This is a genomic window from Microbispora sp. NBC_01389 (genome assembly GCF_045040095.1).
In the GTDB taxonomy this organism is placed as follows: Bacteria; Actinomycetota; Actinomycetes; order Streptosporangiales; family Streptosporangiaceae; genus Microbispora.
In genome coordinates, this window is record NZ_CP109552.1 from 4579435 (window position 1) to 4595814 (window position 16380).

Here is a 16380-nt window from a genome sequence, read left to right on the forward strand (position 1 = left end):
GCCGCTCGTGACCCAACGACCGTTCACCACCTCGGGGAGAGAGATCACTTTCCGCACATTGCCGCTTGCCGCCATCGGTCAAACACCGCGCCGCTTGTCGGCGCAGGGTGCGCGCCGCCTGCCGGCGGGACCGGCCGGAGAGCCGCAGCCCGCCGGCGGGGCGGGCGCGCGCCCCAGCGGAAATCACACCCTGTGTCTGCGTGCCTTCCCCCTCGGAAGTGCGGGCCGTGATGGCTTCCCGGGCTGCGGTGTGCTCCCCCCATCGTTCGACCCCCCTCACGGTGTCACTGGAAGGCAGCTCAGGAAACAGCCCCTTCTCTGCCGATCCCTTCCCCGGCGGGTCCTCCTATTGGTGGCCCGCCTTCTGTCTCGGATCGTCGAGCCCGCCGCTCCCTCGCGCATCCTCCCCGTGGCGCCTTCCTTCCCCCTCCCACCGCTCCCCGCCGAAGGCGGCTTGAAGACGTAAGCGAAGTCGTAACACGGGGTCGGTCGCTACGTCCTGCCTTGGGTCCAAGGCTGGCCGGTGCCCTTGTACTGAGAGACGGGGATCGGCTCGACTCCCGGCCTCATCTTTGCCCGATAGAGCTGCCCGAACAGGTGGTCTATCTCGTGATTCACCAAGCGGGAGATCGGGCCGTCGAACATCGTGATATGCGTGTTCCCGTCTACGTCTTGGTGTTCCACCTCGATACAAACCGGTCGCGGGACCATTCCCCGTACGTCGAAGAAGCTGAGGCATCCCTCGTACTGCTCGTCCATCTCGGTTGACTCGTCTATTATGCGAGGATTAATCAGAGTGATCGTTTCCCCGTCGGGTGTCCGCACAACTGCTACGGCCCTACTGATACCGATCTGAGGTGCGGCTACGCCCATACCCTTAGCAAAGGTATGAGCCTGGGCAACTCGTTCCATCGTTGAGACCAGTTGGGAGACTACTCGTCTCGCGTCTTCTGCCTCTGTCGGCAGATCGAAGCGGCGAGAAACCTCATAGAGTACGGTTTCCCCTTCCTGAGCAATACCGAGGGACTGCATTCGCTCGCTCGGCGCAAGTGTCTTCATCGCATCAACCTCTCTGGCTATCTCGTTCTTAAACTTCCATTCGATTCTGTACCTGGCATGCAAGGGTGGAGAGTCAGCGGACCAGGAGAAAATCACTCGGTCGCTTGAATTTGCACGATTGATCGGTGTCTTGAATGGCGAAGCTTCGGCAGTCATCGAGGTCTCGATTCCCCAAACGCTAGGTTGCATCTCGGCGGGGAAGTCGAGTGTCATGCTCAGCCGCTTAGTGGGAAGCCTGATGGCACGCGTCCACCACGGTCCCCACTTGTCCGCGCTAACGGTGTAGACGTACTCGATCCAGGTGCTTTGTCCGGGGTATAGCGGAAACCGCTCGTCGCCGTTTTCGAAGAGTAACCAGACCTCTTTGAACGCATCTCGATCGTGCTTGGCTCTCCATGTCATCGGCTCACCCTGACATACTGCCGAGAGCCCGATCTCTTCCCACGTAAGGGGAAACTCTCTGTAGAGCCTATTGGAACGCTCAGGATCACCCGGGTACCGGTCAACTGCTATGCGGATAAGATATTGCGTGACGGGCTCGTTGCCTGCATTCTGCAAATGCCTACGAATGCACGTCTTGAACATGCCGTCACGGAATGCGAGTTCAGCTTTTTCGTGCTCGACAATCAGAGAGTTTCCCGGCGCGGCCTGCGGATCATCACCAGATATGCTGCCTTGATGCCTTTCACCTCGGTTCTCGGCCCCTGCATCACGAAGGGCCTTCCAACGGCGAAGCAAGGCATTCCCTGTCCGTAGATGCTCATCCGCGCTCTCAACGAACTCGCGGCTAGGGATAAGTGATCCGCTTTCTATCTTGCTGATGTATGAGGGGGTGTAGCCAACTAGCTTCGCTAGAGCCTTTTGCGACACGCCCGCTACTTCTCGCCAGTGCCGTAGCTCGGCTATGAGAGCACTGGCGGCCTGTTGGGCCGCATCGTCCTTGCCATGATCCATGTGCTCACGTCCTCTGCTCGGTTGAGTGAATGTGAGTGAATCCGGGTTGACGGGTGATCACCCTGTTGGCAACTACCTGTGCCCGGGTTTCCTGGTGGCTATGAGCAAGCCACCATGGATCGGCCGTCGAATGAGTCAGCTTCGGCCCGCTGCGCCTTCGGCTACGTGTTCGACCATCGTTAGCCGGTCGTCCAAACGGCGTACGGTCTCGGTCAGGTCGTCAAGCCGCCGGCGTAGCTCGGTGATCTCCTGTGTGGAGCCGTCATCCTCGGGCTGCTCGCGGACAAAGACGCCCTTACCTTGCTGCCCGACGATCAAGCCATCTCGTCGCAGCTCATTGAGCGCTGAGCGGATGACCGTGCTCGAAACGGTGTACGACTCCCTGAGCTGTGTCATAGACGGAAGCTGCGAGCCGGGCGGAAAGACTCCCTGCCGGATCTTGAAGCGGAGGTCCTCCGCCACCTGCACATACGCGGGGATTCCTGACATCGCGGTCACGGCGGCACATCCTTTGGCGGTCGCAAGTCTTGACGCACTTAGTACAACAGCCTGCCTCACGACAGATGGCGCTTCAATGCTTGACACTCTATCGACACTATGTGCACTATGTGTACGAGGTAGCTCGGAGTTGCCTCGGAGAAACAGAAGGCCCCAGCGGGGTGCCACCCGCTGAGGCCAGAGCATCGAGAGTTTGGAGCCTTCACGATGCGTGTCAAGCGTACCCAGAGGTCCGCGGAACCCACCTACATCATCAGCGGTCCACACTGCTGCAACGGCTACGGCTACCTGTTCGTGGTCGATGAGGAGAACCAGCCCTATGACCGGGTCGCCTGCTGGTGCCCGGCGGGCAAGCGGTGGTCGGGGAAGGCCGCATGAGCATGCGCCGGATCACCTTCACCGAAGAGACCGTGGTCGTCGCGGCCCCTACGACCACCAAGCGCGTCGCCACGCTCGTGGACGCGCCCGGCGGTCTCGCTCACGATCCCGAGTACGCCGAGTACCTGGCTTGGAAGCAGGGCAACGCCTCCCGCCGGGACAACGACCGTAGGGGGGCGGCATGACCGCCACCCTGACCCCCGCTCCTCGGCTCGGCCAAGCGGGCGGGGGACACAACCGGCCGACCGCTGAGCGGCGCCGCCAGATCCGCCGGTCTCTGGCCAAGCGCGACGGTGCGCGCTGCTTCTACTGCGGCACGCCGTTCGCGGACGTGGCGGAAGCGACCTTGGATCACCTGATCCCGCAGGTGCAGATCCCCGGCTGGAAGCTCGCCAACCTGGTGCTTGCCTGCTACCCGTGCAACCGGGCCAAGGCCGCGATGCTCCCGCAAGCCCTGCTTCGCCCGGTCGGCCGCTTCGCCCCGGGCCTTCGCCCCCGCCCGACCCTGCTCGGCTGCCTGCGCACCGTCCTCGCGCGGGTGGCTCTGCCCTCCCGCCGCGTCGGGGGCCGCCGCTGGCTGCGTGCGGGGGTGAGCGCGTGAGCATGGCCGTTGATCCGGAGATCTCCCGGTACTTCTCCCTCGTCGGCGGGCTCAAGCGGCGCTACCGCGACCTGTCCCGCCTCGGCGGCTGCTCCCAGCCGATCCGGGTGCGCGGTGAGCTGTCCCGCGTCGATCCCGACGGCGTCAAGCAGAAGGTCTACAGCACCCAGCGTGAGATCGGCGGCGTCCTGCTGGTGGCCTGCGGCAACCGGCGCGCGTCGCGGTGCCCGTCGTGTTCGGAGGTCTACCGGGCCGACACCTTCCACCTGATCCGCGCCGGTCTGCTCGGCGGCGACAAGGGCGTCCCGGACACGGTGCGTGAGCATCCCCGCGCGCTGGTCACGCTGACCGCGCCGTCGTTCGGGCCGGTCCACGCCCACCGCACCAAGGATGACGGAACCGTCCTGCCGTGCCGCCCGCGCCGATCCGCCGGCACCTGCCCGCACGGCACACCGCTGTCCTGCACCGAGCGGCACGGGCCGGACGCCCCGGAGATCGGGCAACCGCTGTGTCCGGAGTGCTACGACTACGACGGCCACGCGCTGTGGAACGCCCACGCCCCGGACCTATGGCGCCGCTTCACCATCTACCTGCGCCGCGAACTGGCCTACGCGGCGGGCATGACCGCCAAAGCCTTCAACGCCCACGTCCGCGTGAGCTTCGCCAAGGTCGCCGAATACCAAGCCCGGGGCGTCGTCCACTTTCACGCCGTAGTCCGGCTCGACGGCCGCACCGAGGACGGCACGCCGTTGCCGCCACCGGACTGGGCCACGGTGGATCTCCTCGACCGTGCGGCCCGCACCGCTGCGGCCAGCGTCCATGTGGACTCCCCGGACTGTGCGCAGGTGGGCGGGGCGCGTCGCATGGTGTTCGGCCCGCAGATCGACATCACCCCGATCGTCACGGGGGAACTGACCGAAGACGCGCTGACCGAAGCGCAGGTGGCGGGCTACATCGCCAAGTACGCAACCAAAGGCGCGACCACCGAAGGGACCGTGGATCGCCGGATCAAGGACCTGTCGGACCTGAACGCGGTCACGCTGACCGCTCATCAGCGTCGGCTGATCGAAACCTGCTGGCGGCTCGGCGACCTGGACGAGCTCAAGCCGCTGCGGCTGCGGGGGTGGGCGCACATGCTCGGCTTCCGGGGCCACTTCTCAACCAAGTCCGGCTCTTACTCGACCACCCTGGGCAAGCTGCGCGATGCGAGGCGTTCCTTTCGCGCCCGCCAAGCCCGCGAACACGGACACGACACCCTGACCGGCGAGCCCGCCGATGACTCCACGCTCGTCGTCGGCTCCTGGCGCTACGCCGGTCAGGGCTACACCCACCCCGCAGACCTCTACGTCGCCCAGCTCATCCGCGAGGAACGCGAGGAACGCCGCCGCTCCCGCTGGCCTGCTCGTGCTCCCGGAGCCGCCGCATGACCAGGAAAGAGGCAACCTTTGCCGCCGAAGATGACCGGCTGTGGAGCGTCGAGGACGTGGCGGGGTTCCTCGGCGTGCCCGTGGCCACGGTCTACGCCTGGCGTCACCGTCGCGTCGGTCCCAAGGGCCGTCGCATCGGTCGTCACCTCCGCTACCTTCCGGAGGACGTTCGTGCCTGGGTGCGGGAGCAGACATGACGGTCTATGACCGCTGGCACAAGTCACGTCCGCGACCTGGTGACGCGCGCTGCTCGGAGCACAAGAAGGCACCGACTTCTGAGCATGGGGTAGGGGAGCGGTGGCAGGTCCGATGGAGAGACGATGCCGGCCAGCAGCGTAAGAAGAACTTCGAGCGGAAGGCGGACGCTGACCGATTCGACGCCAAGGTGCAATCGGACCTTGCGGCAGGTACGTACATAGACCCGAGCGCGGGAAAGATCACGCTCAGGGAGTACGGAGACAAGTGGCTCGCCGCTCAGACCTTTGAGGAGTCAACGCGCGAGGCTGTAGCGCTGCGCTTCCGGCTGCACGTGTACCCAGAGCTCGGCGGGCGAGAGCTGCGGTCCCTTCGGCCTTCGGTGATTCAGGGGTGGACACGCGGGCTCCAGAAGTCGCTGGCGCCGAACTACGTCCGGACCGTCTTCGCCAACCTCTCGGCAGTCCTGACGGCGGCGGTAGACGACGGGCTGATCGTCAAAAACCCCTGTCGGTCCGGCTCGGTCAAGCCTCCTGCTCCCACCCGTAAAAAGATCCGGCCATGGTCCCGAGATCGGGTTGAGGCTGTGCGGGCAGCGCTACCGGCCCGCTATCGGACGACGGTCGACCTAGGGGCCGGTCTCGGCCTGCGGCAGGGTGAGGTGTTCGGCCTGGCCGTTGATGACATCGAGTTCCTGCCGGGCGTCGTCCATGTTGTGCGTCAGGTGAAGATCGTGGGAGCCAAGCTGTGCTTCGCGCCGCCGAAGGGCGGTAAGCCGCGGGATGTCCCGCTGCCTGAGTCGGTGGCGCTTCGGCTGGCGGCGCACATCGCCGAACACCCACCTGTCATCGTGACGCTGCCCTGGAAGGAACCGGCAGGGAAGCCGGTCACGGCCCAGCTCGTCTTCACCTCGCGCGAGCGCAAGGCGATGAACCGGAACTACTTCAACTCGTTCGTCTGGAAGCCTGGCCTTGAAGCGGTTGGGGTGATCCCGGAACGGCGTGGGCCGTCGCGGCAGTGGGCGGAAAGCCGAGAGGACGGTTTCCACGCGCTTCGGCATCACTTCGCGAGCGCGCTGCTCGCGGACGGCGTCGATGTGCGCAGCCTCGCCGACTTCCTCGGTCATCATGACCCCGGGTTCACCCTCCGGACGTATACACACCTGATGCCGTCGGGCGAGGAGCGCATGCGAAAGGCCATCGACCGTGCCTTTGGTGGGGCGCCGGCCGATGGCCTCCCTGCGGACGCGAGTGCCCTGGATGTGCCCTGAGTGGGGGTCGTTCGGCTTCCCCTCCAGGTCAACAGCTCAGCGGATCACACGTCGTAGTAGAGCTCGAACTCGTGCGGGTGCGGGCGGAGGCGGATCGGGTCGACCTCGTTCTCGCGCTTGTAGGAGATCCAGGTCTCGATGAGGTCCGGCGTGAACACGCCGCCCTCCAGCAGGTAGTCGTGGTCGGCCTCGAGCGCGTCGAGCACCTTCTCCAGCGAGCCCGGCACCTGCGGGATGTTGCGGGCCTCCTCGGGCGGAAGCTCGTACAGGTCCTTGTCGACCGGCTCCGGCGGCTCGATCTTGTTGCGGATGCCGTCGATGCCGGCCATCAGCATGGCGGCGAAGGCGAAGTACGGGTTGCAGGACGGGTCCGGCACGCGGAACTCGATGCGCTTGGCCTTCGGGTTCGACCCGGTGATCGGGATGCGGACGCAGGCCGACCGGTTGCGCTGGGAGTAGACCAGGTTGACCGGGGCCTCGTAGCCGGGCACCAGGCGGTGGTAGGAGTTCACCGTCGGGTTGGTGAAGGCGAGCAGCGACGGGGCGTGCTTGAGCAGGCCGCCGATGTAGTGGCGCGCGGTGTCCGACAGACCGGCGTAGCCGACCTCGTCGTAGAACAGCGGCTCGCCGTCCTTCCACAGCGACTGGTGGCAGTGCATGCCGGAGCCGTTGTCACCGAAGATCGGCTTGGGCATGAACGTGACCGTGCGGCCCGCCTGGATGGCCGTGCTCTTGATGATGTACTTGTACAGCATCAGCTTGTCGGCCGTCTGGAGCAGCGTCCCGAACCGGAAGTCGATCTCGGCCTGGCCGGCGGTGCCCACCTCGTGGTGCTGCATCTCGGTCTCGATGCCGGCCTCGATGAGGTTGCGGACCATCTCCGAGCGCAGGTCGGTGAAGTGGTCCATCGGCGGGACCGGGAAGTAGCCGCCCTTGTAGCGGGGCTTGTAACCCAGGTTGCCGCCCTCGGAGGCCTTGCCGGTGTTCCAGGCGCCCTCGATGGAGTCGATGTAGTAGTAGCCGGCGTTCTGGCGCGTCTCGAAGCGGACGTCGTCGAAGATGTAGAACTCGGCCTCGGGGCCGAAGTAGACGGTGTCCGCGATGCCCGTGCCCTTGAGGTACTCCTCGGCCTTGCGCGCGACGTTGCGCGGGTCACGGCTGTAGGCCTCGCCGGTCAGCGGGTCGTGCACGAAGAAGTTGATGTTCAGCGTCTTGTGCTGACGGAACGGGTCGATCACCGCCGTTGTGGGGTCGGGCAGCAGCAGCATGTCCGACTCGTGGATGGCCTGGAAACCACGGATCGACGATCCGTCGAACATCAGGCCGTCGGTGAAGACATTGGAACCGAAGTTCTCGGACGGGAAGGTGAAGTGGTGCGTCGTCCCCGGCAGGTCCGTGAACCTGACGTCAACGAACTGCACACCCTCGTCCCGAATGTAATTGAGGACGTCATCGGCGGAGTTGAACACTCTCGAACCTCCCAGGGGCATGGGCTAGCGCAACCCGAAAATAGGCCGATGCCGTTTCCGCCCCATGTCTCGATTGTTTCGCGCGTGTTAAGGGAAAGCGCTACCCGGGCGGCCGCCGTGTGAACACCGGCCTCGCTCGTCCCCAGTCTCCATCGTACGACCTTCTCGCAGGTCAGGTGGCATACGCGGCCGGACATGCCGGTCGCCGCGAGACCGCTGAGGCGCGATCGTACGGGTTGACGGGCTCGCCGGAGGGCCGCGCCTCGCGCGGGTCGCCGGGGAAGTACGGATGGACGAACCCGTCGCCCGTGTCGCAGCTCGCGCCGAACAGCGCCGACCGGTCGCCGTCCAGCCAGACGACCAGCCTCCCGCCCTCCCGGTAGGCGGCGAACTCGCTCCTGTGGTGCTCGACGACCCTCGTCACGGTCAGGGAGTCACCGGGCCGGGTGACGGGATGGACGAACAGGTAGTCGGCCTCGATCCGGACGCCTCCGCCGGTCCGCGCGCCGACCGTCATCGCCCCGGAGACCTTCACGACGTCCCCGGCCGGGTCGGCCGCACCGGGCGCGAGGCTGAAGACCCACGAGCGGGTGCCGGACGGCCCGCTCTCGTCCAGCCCGCTCAGGAACGTCTTGCGCTGCCGGGGGTGCAGCAGGCCGGCGAACCGATCCGGCCGGCCGCCGCGGACCGTCGCGGGGTCGAGGTGCGCGGCCGACAGCAGCCCCCGCACCCGCAGCAGCGCGCGGCCGACCTCGTCCTCCGTGAGCCCGCCCAGTTTCCGCGCCGGCGGCATGACCAGCCCCTCCTCGCCGTCGGCGAACCCGGCGGCCGGGGTGCCCGTGAACGGACCGGCGGGCGCCGGGTCGAGGTCGGCCAGGCCCTCCTCGCCGTCGGGGATCGGTGTCAGCACCGGGCCGGGCCGGGCGACCACCGCGCCGGTGACGAACCGGTCGTCGTCCCCGGGCGCCGTGCCGCCGACGCCCAGTCGCTCCAGGGCGTCGGGCCGTACGGTGACGACAAGGCCCACGACGAGGACGGCGGCGGCGATCGCCACCAACACGGCCGGCAGGCGGCGCCGCCTTGCCCGGCGGGTGAGGGGGTCCCGCTCCGCCGCCGTGACCATGCTGCGGATCTCGTCCTCGCCGAACTGCGCGACCAGCGCCTCGAAACGCGCGTCGATGTCATCGGGGTCCGCCGGCCGCACGGTTCCCTCCAAACGCCTAAGTCGTAAATGGCCCACCATACAGGGCATTTGATGGGACCGACCTGCCCCATCATGGACGGCTTCGCGGCCGCACGCCAGGGCGGTGACCCTCCCCGATACGCTGGTGAACCATGAGTGACCGGCAGCCGCGTTGGACGCAGACCTGGCTCGGCGGCACCCGCGCCGCCGGGATCGATCTCGGCTACCCCGGCGAGCGGCTCGGCCTGCCGGAGCACGGCCCCGGCGCGGTCGCGGGCTGGGGGCGCAGGCTCGGCGCGGTCGTCGTCGACTGGCTCCTGTGCACCTGGGCCATCGCCGGTGGTCTGCTGCGCGTCCGCGGCGCCGACATGAGCGCGGTCGGCCTCGGCGTGTTCGCCGCGGAGTACGTCCTGCTGGTCGGCACGATCGGGACGACCCTGGGAATGCGGCTGTTCGGCATCCGCGTGGCCGGGCTCGACGGCGGGCGCCCGCGCTTCCTGGGCGTGCTGATCCGCACGTTCCTGCTGTGCCTCGCCGTACCCGCCCTGATCTGGGACCGCGACCGGCGCGGCCTGCACGACCGCGCGTCCGGCACGGTGGTCGTCAACCTCTGACCGTCCGTACGGGAAGGGGGCGGCCCGCGGTCACGGTTCGACGAGGCCGGCCCGGATGGCGTAGCGGGTCAGGTCGAGCCGGTCGCGCATGCCGAGCTTCTGCAGGATGCTCGCGCGGTGCCGGTCGACGGTCTTCGCGCTGATGTAGAGCGTCTCCGCGATCTCCTTGGCGGAGTTGCCCTCGGCGATGAGCTTGACGATCTCCTCCTCGCGGGGCGTCAGGATGCTGTCCGGCACCCGCTCGCCCTGGCGGGCGCGCTGGAGGTAGTCGCGGATGACCTGCCGCGCGCACGGCGCGGTGCTCTACAAGGGCGCGGCGCTCTGGAAGGGCGCGGCGCAGTGGAAGATCGCCGTGCCGGGCAGCAGGCGCCCGCGCAGCGGGCTCCAGCCGCCCCAGGTGCGGTCGTGGCCGGGCGGCCACTCCGGCTCGGTCAGGGCGGTCAGCGTCAGGCCGACGCCGGCGATCAGGCCGACCCAGTCGCCCAGCGTCCGGTGGTGCTCCACGTACGACGGCTCACCCTCGTCGTCGTACTCGACGTACGGGGACCGGTCGAAGTAGGGGCGGTCGGCGGTCAGGCCGCGCGGCCCTGGATCGTCGGGAAACGCCCACCGGACGGGGTGGCTGACGGAGAACACGAACCGGCCGCCGGGACGCAGCACCCGGCGCACCTCGGCCAGCACCGCCCGGGCGTCCGCGACGAACGGCAGGGCGCCGTAGGCGGAGCACGCGAGGTCGAAGGAGCCGTCCGCGAACGGCAGCGTCTCGGCGTCGGCCTGCACGACGGGCAGCCTCACCCCGGCCGCCATGTCGATGCGCCGGGAGTGCTGCAACTGCCGGAGGGACAGGTCGGCGCCGACGACCGTCGCGCCCTGCCCGAGCAGCCACCGGCCGCACTGCCCGGCCCCGCACCCGATCTCCAGGATCCGGCGGCCGGCGACCTCGCCCAGCAGGCGCGTGCCGGCCTCGTCGAGCCCCTCGGGGCACCAGACGAAGCCGTCGTCGCGCAGGAACCCGCCGTGCTCGGCCTGGTAGTCGTCGGCCGCGCCGTCCCACCAGCCCCGGTTGGCCCGGGAGGTCTGCGACCGGGAGACCGGCCGCCGTCCGCCGTCCATGTGTCGTCGTCTTCCGAGCGGTTCTCGTCAGCGCATCTTCGGGCCGCGCGGCATGCGCATGCCCTTGGGGATCGGCCCCTTCGGCATCGGCACGGCGGGGGTGAGCGCGCGCATCCGGTTGTTGACCTCGGACACCGCGCCCTTCTTGAGGTTGCGGGGCAGCTTCATCATGTGCCGCTGGAGCTTGGCCAGGGGGACCTGGCCGTCGGCGTCACCGCACTGGATGTCGTAGACCGGCACGTCGGTGGCGACGCGCTGCACGCGCTTCTTCTCCGCGACGAGCATCCGCTGGACCCGGTTCGGCGGGCCCTCGGAGACCAGGATGACCCCCGGGAAGCCGACCACCCGGAAGACCATGTCCTGGTCGCGGTTGACCGCGACCGGCTTCTCCTCGACGTACCACGTGCCGCGCAGGCTCTGCAGGATCGCGTACGACGCGCCCGGCCGCCCGTGCAGCATGGAGTACTGCGACTTCTGCGCGTAACGGCTGAAGACGAACATGCCCACGAGGACGGCGGCGAAGACGCCGAAGACGATCCACGTCCAGCCGAAGATCACACCGATGACGACGAACAGGGCGAGTGTTCCCGCAGCCGACGCGTAGACGATCGGCATGCCCTTCGGATTCGCCTGTTGAATGATCTGTGCGACCATCCGGATCTGCTTGAGGCGTCCCGGAGCCGCTGCGTCTTTGGCCATGTCCTGAAGGATACAAACGCCGAGCTGACTTAATGAAAACGAGACTCACGCACGGGCGGCGATCGCCTGCTGGTAGAGCCGTCCGGCCCGGTAGGACGAGCGGACCAGCGGGCCGGACATGACGCCGGCGAAGCCGATCTCCTCGGCCACGCGCTGCAGCTCGACGAACTCCTCGGGCTTGACCCAGCGGTCCACGGGGTGGTGGCGCGGGGTGGGCCGCAGGTACTGCGTGATCGTCACCAGGTCGCATCCGGCCTCGTGGAGGTCGCGCAGCGCCTGGACGATCTCCTCCCGCTCCTCGCCCATGCCGAGGATGAGGTTCGACTTGGTGACCAGCCCCGCCTCGCGGGCCATGGTGATCACCGCGAGCGACCGCTCGTAGCGGAACGCCGGGCGGATCCGCTTGAAGATCCGCGGCACGGTCTCGATGTTGTGCGCGAAGACCTCGGGCCGGGCGGAGAAGACCTCCTCCAGCTGGCCGCGGTCGCCGTTGAAGTCGGGCGCCAGCAGTTCGACGCCGCAGCCGGGGACCATCTCGTGGATCTGCCGGGCGGTCTCGGCGTACAGCCAGGAGCCGCCGTCGGGCAGGTCGTCGCGGGCGACGCCGGTCACCGTGGCGTAGCGCAGGCCCATCTGGAGGACCGACTCGGCGACGCGGCGCGGCTCGTCCCTGTCGTACTCCGCGGGCCTGCCGGTGTCGATCTGGCAGAAGTCGCAGCGCCGGGTGCACTGGTCACCCCCGATGAGGAAGGTGGCCTCGCGGTCCTCCCAGCACTCGGAGATGTTGGGGCAGCCCGCCTCCTGGCACACGGTGTGCAGCCCCGCGCCCTTCACCAGCGATTTGATCTCGGTGAAGTTCGGGCCGTTGCGCAGCCGCGTCTTGATCCACGGCGGCTTCTTCTCGATGGGGACCTGGCTGTTGCGCACCTCCAGGCGGAGGAGCTTTCGACCTTCCGGAGCGACCGTCACCAGTCCAGCTTATTACCCGGCCCGACCTCGCCCGTCTCGCCCAGGTCCTCCTCGTACAGGTCGTACGGCTCCTCGCCGAGCGCCTCGGCGAGGCGCTTGCCGGCGAAGGGCATGACCTCGTCGACCGTGATGCGCCTGCCGGTCTCCGCCGACAGCGAGGTGACCCCCGCGTCGTCCCCGGTGAGGTTCCCCGTGATGCGGTTGTACCAGCTCAGGTCGTTGGCGCAGTTGAGCGCGAAGCCGTGCATGGTCACCCCGCCGGCGACCCGGATCCCGATCGTGCCGAGCCTGCGGTCGGGCAGCCCGTGGGACGGGTCGCCGGGCACCCACAACCCGCCGCGCCCCTCGACCCGCCGCGCGGTCAGCCCGAAGTCGGCGCAGACCTGCATCAGGACCTCCTCCAGCAGCCGGAGGTAGGAGACGACGTCGGTGATCCGGATGATCGGGTAGCAGACGAGCTGGCCCGGACCATGCCAGGCGAGCTTCCCGCCCCGGTCCACGTCGATGACGGGGGTGCCGTCGGCCGGTCGCTCGTGCGGCAGGGTCCGCTTGCCCGCGGTGTAGACGGGGGCGTGCTCCAGCATCAGGCACAGGTCGGAGATCTCGCCGGCCGCGCGGCGGGCGTGCAGCCGCCGCTGCAGGGCCCAGACCTGCTCGTACGGAACGTCCACTCCCAGGCGGACGATGGCCAAGCCCTTCACGATGACAGGGTAGTGGAGGCCAGCAGCCGGGGCTCGACCCGCAGCTCCTTGACGGAGGGCCCGTCGCGCTCGATCCGGTACGCGCACCCCCGGGGATCGGTGGTCACGGCCTGGATGAACTCGGTGCCGACGTAGTGCAGCGCCACGCCCTCGTCGGCGGCGTACCCCTCCGGCAGCTCGCCCGAGGCGACCGACTCGTGCAGCAGCGCCCGGCGCTGCGGGTCGGAGTTGTAGTGGACGCCGCAGGAGTACGGCAGCAGGGCCAGGCCCTCGGACCAGGGCCGCAGCCTCGGCCCGAACGAGTCGGTGTTGCCCCCGACGTGCCAGCACAGCGCCCCGGCGCTCTGCCCGGACAGCACCACGCCCGCGCGCCAGGCCTCGGCGAACGCCTCGTCGAGGCCGTGCAGCCGCCACAGCGCGGCGAGGTTGGCGACGCTGCCGCCGCTCACGTAGATCGCGTCCTGCTCCAGGATCCACTCGCGGGGGTCGGCGACGTTCGGCATCGGGAACACCGTCAGGTGGCTGACCTCGACGTCCCAGCGGGCGAACGCGCCGTACATCTTCAGCAGCCAGTCGGCGTCGTCCCCGGTGGCGGTGGCGAGCAGCCCGAGCTTGGGCCGGTCCTGCCCGGTCAGGTCGAGGACGTAACGCAGCAGTGCGGTCGGCTCGATGAACCCGTACCGTTCCGACTGCCGGAACGAGCCGCCCCCGATGGCGACGATGTGCGACTGCCCGATGCGGCTCATGCCCCACCACTTCCGTGTCCGGATCGACTGACTCTTCAGAGTACGGCGGCCAGGGCGTCGCCGATGGCGGGATGGGCGAACCGGTGACCTGCGTCGAGGAGCCGCCGGGGGAGCACCCGCTGGCCCGCGAGCAGGGCCTCGTCGGCGAACTCGCCGAGCGCCAGGCGCAGCGCGAGGCGCGGGGCCGGGACCGGCATCACCGGGCGCTTCAGCGCCTTCGCGAGCGCGGCGGTGTAGTCGGCGTTCGTCACCGGCTCGGGCGCCGTCAGATTGACCGGCCCGGACGGGTCCTCGCGGGAGAGCAGGAAGCGGACCGCGTCCACCCAGTCGGGCAGCGAGATCCACGACACGTACTGCCTGCCGCTGCCGAGGACGGCTCCCGCGCCCATCTTGAAGATCGGCAGCATCCGGGCGAGCGCGCCGCCCCGGCCGCTGAGCACCATGCCGGTGCGCAGCCGCGCCACCCGGAGGCCCGCCTCCGCGGCGGGCGCCGTGGCGTCCTCCCAGGCGCGCACCAGGTCGGCCAGGAAGCCCTTTCCCGGCGGAGCGGACTCGTCCACCGCCCGGTCGCCCGTGTCGCCGTAGAAGCCGATCGCCGAGGAGGACAGCAGGACACGCGGCCCGCCGTCCGCGCGGGCCAGCGCCTCGGCGAGCGTCCGCGTGCCGGAGACCCGGCTTTCTACCAGCTCCCGCTTGTACGCGTCGGACCACCGGCGGTCGCCGATCCCCGCCCCGGCCAGGTGGACGACGGCGTCGGCGCCCTCCAGGGCGGCCGGGTCGAGCACCCCGCCCGCCGGGTCCCAGAAGCGCTCGTCGGGCGCCGCGGGCTCGCGCCGCACCAGGCGGCGCACCTCGTGCCCGTCGTCCCGCAGCGAGCTCACCAGGGCCGAGCCGAGCAGACCGGACGCACCGGTCACCACTGTCGTCATCGTCTCCACAGCCCCTTATACGCCTGAAGCCGCCCCGCGGGATGCGGGACGGCTTCGCCGTGTGGAATCACGGTGTGGAATCGTGGTGCGGAACTACGCCAGGCCGAGCTGGGCCTCGAAGCGGCCCTCCTCCAGACGACGCTTGATCGTCGTGAGGAAGCGGGCGGCGTCGGCGCCGTCGACCAGGCGGTGGTCGTAGCTGAGCGCGAGGTACACCATCGAGCGGACCGCGATGACCTCGCCCTCCGGGGTGTCCACGACGACCGGGCGCTTGACGACCGCGCCGGTGCCCAGCATGCCGACCTGCGGCTGGTTGAGGATCGGCGTGTCGAACAGCGCGCCCCGGCTGCCGGTGTTGGTCAGCGTGAACGTGCCGCCGGTGATCTCGTCCGGGCTCACCTTGTTGGTGCGGGTGCGCTCGGCGAGGTCGGCGATCTTACGGGCGAGCCCGGCGATGTTGAGGTCGCCGGCGTTCTTGATCACCGGGACGAGCAGGCCGCGCTCGGTGTCGGTCGCGAAACCGAGGTGCTCGACGTCGAAGTAGGTGACCTCGTTGGTCTCGCTGTTGATCGTGGCGTTCAGCTTCGGGTGCTGCTTGAGCGCCTCGATCGCGGCGATCGCGAAGAACGGCATGAACGACAGCTTGACGCCCTCGCGCCGCAGGAACTCGCCCTTGGCCTGGTCGCGCAGGCGGGCGATGCGGGTGACGTCGACCTCGACCACGGTGGTGAGCTGGGCCGAGACCTGCAGCGACTCCACCATGCGCTTGGCGATGGTCTGCCGCAGGCGCGACATCTTCTCGGTGCGGCCGCGCAGCGTGGTGTCGACCCGCACCTCCGACGCGGCGGGCGCGGCGGCGGGGGCCGCAGAGGCGGCAGGGGCCTCGGCGGGCGCCGCCTGCGGGGCGGCCGGGGCGGCGGCGGCCTGCTCGCGCTGGACGCGGGCGGCCTCGATCACGTCCTGCTTGCGGATCCGGCCGCCGACGCCGGTGCCGGTCAGCGCGTCGAGGTCGACGCCGTGCTCGGCGGCGAGCTTGCGGACCAGCGGCGTGACGTACGGGCTCTCGCCGGACGACGGCAGCGGGGTCGGCTCGGCCGCCGGAGCGGGCTGCGCGGGCTGGGCCTGCGGCTGCGGGGCGGGCTGGGCCTGCGGGGCCGGCTGCGGCGTGACCACGGCGGGCGCGGGCTGCGGGATCGAGGAGATCGGCGCGGGCGCGGGCGCGGCGGCCTGCGGCGCGGGCTCGGGCTCGGGCTGCGGGGCCGGCTCGGGCGCGGCCGGCGCGGCCTCGGCGGCGGCCGGAGCGGCGCCCGCCTCCGAGTCGATCAGCGCGAGCTCGGCGCCGACCTCGACGGTCTCGTCCTCGGCCACGATGATCTTGGTCAGGTAACCGGCGGACGGCGAAGGGATCTCGGTGTCGACCTTGTCCGTCGACACCTCGAGCAGCGGCTCGTCGGCCTCGACGCGCTCGCCTTCCTTCTTCAGCCAGCGGGTGACGGTGCCCTCGGTAACGCTCTCGCCGAGCTGGGGCATGGTTACGGAGACCGGCATGGTTTCTTCTCTCGCGTTCGCTAGGAG

Annotated in this window: 19 protein-coding genes; 7 read left to right on the forward strand and 12 right to left on the reverse strand. The window is 69.2% G+C overall.

Annotated elements, in window-relative coordinates:
- Positions 1 to 492 precede the first annotated feature (492 nt).
- Complete coding sequence (locus tag OG344_RS20680; protein ID WP_405084492.1) at positions 493 to 2013, reverse strand: peptide deformylase; 1521 nt, start codon at positions 2011 to 2013, stop codon at positions 493 to 495.
- Between the two features lie 135 nt (positions 2014 to 2148).
- Positions 2149 to 2502 carry a GntR family transcriptional regulator gene (locus OG344_RS20685; RefSeq protein ID WP_405089126.1) on the reverse strand — a complete coding sequence of 118 codons (354 nt, stop codon included), beginning with the start codon at positions 2500 to 2502 and terminating at the stop codon, positions 2149 to 2151.
- A 216-nt stretch (positions 2503 to 2718) separates the two neighbouring features.
- On the opposite strand from OG344_RS20685, the gene OG344_RS20690 reads away from it, so the two are divergent.
- From OG344_RS20690 to OG344_RS20715, 6 genes are read left to right on the forward strand one after another with little or no spacing between them, the layout of a single operon-like run.
- A complete protein-coding gene (locus OG344_RS20690) occupies positions 2719 to 2889 on the forward strand; it encodes a hypothetical protein (RefSeq protein WP_405084493.1) in 171 nt (56 codons plus the stop codon).
- Positions 2886 to 3074 carry a hypothetical protein gene (locus tag OG344_RS20695; RefSeq protein ID WP_405084494.1) on the forward strand — a complete coding sequence of 63 codons (189 nt, stop codon included), beginning with the start codon at positions 2886 to 2888 and terminating at the stop codon, positions 3072 to 3074. The genes OG344_RS20690 and OG344_RS20695 overlap by 4 nt, the downstream gene beginning before the upstream one ends.
- Positions 3071 to 3490, forward strand: coding sequence for an HNH endonuclease (locus OG344_RS20700; RefSeq protein ID WP_405084495.1), 420 nt, complete (start codon positions 3071 to 3073; stop codon positions 3488 to 3490). The genes OG344_RS20695 and OG344_RS20700 overlap by 4 nt, the downstream gene beginning before the upstream one ends.
- A gap of 2 nt (positions 3491 to 3492) precedes the next feature.
- Positions 3493 to 4917: a replication initiator gene (locus OG344_RS20705; RefSeq protein WP_405089127.1), complete on the forward strand. Its 1425-nt coding sequence runs from the start codon at positions 3493 to 3495 to the stop codon at positions 4915 to 4917.
- Positions 4914 to 5114 (forward strand): helix-turn-helix transcriptional regulator, encoded by a 201-nt coding sequence (locus OG344_RS20710; RefSeq protein WP_405084496.1) that lies wholly within the window; start codon positions 4914 to 4916, stop codon positions 5112 to 5114. Before OG344_RS20705 ends, OG344_RS20710 begins: the two co-directional genes overlap by 4 nt.
- Positions 5111 to 6382: a tyrosine-type recombinase/integrase gene (locus tag OG344_RS20715; RefSeq protein WP_405084497.1), complete on the forward strand. Its 1272-nt coding sequence runs from the start codon at positions 5111 to 5113 to the stop codon at positions 6380 to 6382. The genes OG344_RS20710 and OG344_RS20715 overlap by 4 nt, the downstream gene beginning before the upstream one ends.
- 44 nt (positions 6383 to 6426) lie before the next feature.
- Here OG344_RS20715 and glnA read toward each other — a convergent pair whose 3' ends face one another.
- Positions 6427 to 7851, reverse strand: coding sequence for a type I glutamate--ammonia ligase (gene glnA, locus OG344_RS20720; protein ID WP_405084498.1), 1425 nt, complete (start codon positions 7849 to 7851; stop codon positions 6427 to 6429).
- Positions 7852 to 8023: 172 nt separating this feature from the next.
- The gene (locus OG344_RS20725) at positions 8024 to 9055 is read right to left on the reverse strand and encodes a hypothetical protein (RefSeq protein WP_405084499.1); all 1032 of its coding nucleotides are present in this window, start codon (positions 9053 to 9055) and stop codon (positions 8024 to 8026) included.
- 131 nt (positions 9056 to 9186) lie between these two features.
- Between OG344_RS20725 and OG344_RS20730 the strand changes: the two genes are divergently transcribed.
- Complete coding sequence (locus OG344_RS20730; protein WP_405084500.1) at positions 9187 to 9648, forward strand: RDD family protein; 462 nt, start codon at positions 9187 to 9189, stop codon at positions 9646 to 9648.
- A gap of 30 nt (positions 9649 to 9678) precedes the next feature.
- Here the strand turns inward: OG344_RS20730 and OG344_RS20735 are convergent, their stop codons facing one another.
- The 8 genes from OG344_RS20735 to sucB all read right to left on the reverse strand — a co-directional run bounded on the left by OG344_RS20735 (position 9679) and on the right by sucB (position 16353).
- A complete protein-coding gene (locus OG344_RS20735) occupies positions 9679 to 9885 on the reverse strand; it encodes a response regulator transcription factor (protein WP_405084501.1) in 207 nt (68 codons plus the stop codon).
- A 66-nt stretch (positions 9886 to 9951) separates the two neighbouring features.
- Positions 9952 to 10761: a class I SAM-dependent methyltransferase gene (locus OG344_RS20740; protein WP_405084502.1), complete on the reverse strand. Its 810-nt coding sequence runs from the start codon at positions 10759 to 10761 to the stop codon at positions 9952 to 9954.
- Positions 10762 to 10788: 27 nt separating this feature from the next.
- Complete coding sequence (locus tag OG344_RS20745; protein ID WP_405084503.1) at positions 10789 to 11460, reverse strand: DUF4191 domain-containing protein; 672 nt, start codon at positions 11458 to 11460, stop codon at positions 10789 to 10791.
- Positions 11461 to 11505: 45 nt separating this feature from the next.
- Positions 11506 to 12429, reverse strand: a complete 924-nt coding sequence (gene lipA, locus OG344_RS20750) for a lipoyl synthase (RefSeq protein WP_327044967.1) — start codon at positions 12427 to 12429, stop codon at positions 11506 to 11508.
- Entirely contained in the window at positions 12426 to 13130 is a 705-nt protein-coding gene (lipB, locus tag OG344_RS20755; protein WP_405084504.1) for a lipoyl(octanoyl) transferase LipB, read from the reverse strand. Before lipB ends, lipA begins: the two co-directional genes overlap by 4 nt.
- Positions 13127 to 13876: a peptidase E gene (locus OG344_RS20760; protein WP_327044969.1), complete on the reverse strand. Its 750-nt coding sequence runs from the start codon at positions 13874 to 13876 to the stop codon at positions 13127 to 13129. The genes lipB and OG344_RS20760 overlap by 4 nt, the downstream gene beginning before the upstream one ends.
- A 35-nt stretch (positions 13877 to 13911) precedes the next feature.
- Positions 13912 to 14805, reverse strand: coding sequence for a TIGR01777 family oxidoreductase (locus OG344_RS20765; RefSeq protein WP_405084505.1), 894 nt, complete (start codon positions 14803 to 14805; stop codon positions 13912 to 13914).
- 93 nt (positions 14806 to 14898) lie between these two features.
- Positions 14899 to 16353 carry a 2-oxoglutarate dehydrogenase, E2 component, dihydrolipoamide succinyltransferase gene (gene sucB / locus OG344_RS20770; protein WP_405084506.1) on the reverse strand — a complete coding sequence of 485 codons (1455 nt, stop codon included), beginning with the start codon at positions 16351 to 16353 and terminating at the stop codon, positions 14899 to 14901.
- Positions 16354 to 16380: the final 27 nt, after the last annotated feature.

Bases quoted from the DNA above. Each gene is read 5' to 3' on its own strand.
- OG344_RS20705 (WP_405089127.1), top strand. From the start codon at position 3,493: ATGGCCGTTGATCCGGAGATCTCCCGGTACTTCTCCCTCGTCGGCGGG.
- OG344_RS20765 (WP_405084505.1), bottom strand. From the start codon at position 14,805: ATGACGACAGTGGTGACCGGTGCGTCCGGTCTGCTCGGCTCGGCCCTG.
- OG344_RS20760 (WP_327044969.1), bottom strand. From the start codon at position 13,876: ATGAGCCGCATCGGGCAGTCGCACATCGTCGCCATCGGGGGCGGCTCG.
- OG344_RS20740 (WP_405084502.1), bottom strand. From the start codon at position 10,761: ATGGACGGCGGACGGCGGCCGGTCTCCCGGTCGCAGACCTCCCGGGCC.
- sucB (WP_405084506.1), bottom strand. From the start codon at position 16,353: ATGCCGGTCTCCGTAACCATGCCCCAGCTCGGCGAGAGCGTTACCGAG.
- OG344_RS20710 (WP_405084496.1), top strand. From the start codon at position 4,914: ATGACCAGGAAAGAGGCAACCTTTGCCGCCGAAGATGACCGGCTGTGG.
- OG344_RS20700 (WP_405084495.1), top strand. From the start codon at position 3,071: ATGACCGCCACCCTGACCCCCGCTCCTCGGCTCGGCCAAGCGGGCGGG.
- OG344_RS20685 (WP_405089126.1), bottom strand. From the start codon at position 2,502: ATGTCAGGAATCCCCGCGTATGTGCAGGTGGCGGAGGACCTCCGCTTC.
- OG344_RS20745 (WP_405084503.1), bottom strand. From the start codon at position 11,460: ATGGCCAAAGACGCAGCGGCTCCGGGACGCCTCAAGCAGATCCGGATG.
- OG344_RS20690 (WP_405084493.1), top strand. From the start codon at position 2,719: ATGCGTGTCAAGCGTACCCAGAGGTCCGCGGAACCCACCTACATCATC.
- OG344_RS20695 (WP_405084494.1), top strand. From the start codon at position 2,886: ATGAGCATGCGCCGGATCACCTTCACCGAAGAGACCGTGGTCGTCGCG.
- OG344_RS20680 (WP_405084492.1), bottom strand. From the start codon at position 2,013: ATGGATCATGGCAAGGACGATGCGGCCCAACAGGCCGCCAGTGCTCTC.
- OG344_RS20730 (WP_405084500.1), top strand. From the start codon at position 9,187: ATGAGTGACCGGCAGCCGCGTTGGACGCAGACCTGGCTCGGCGGCACC.
- OG344_RS20715 (WP_405084497.1), top strand. From the start codon at position 5,111: ATGACGGTCTATGACCGCTGGCACAAGTCACGTCCGCGACCTGGTGAC.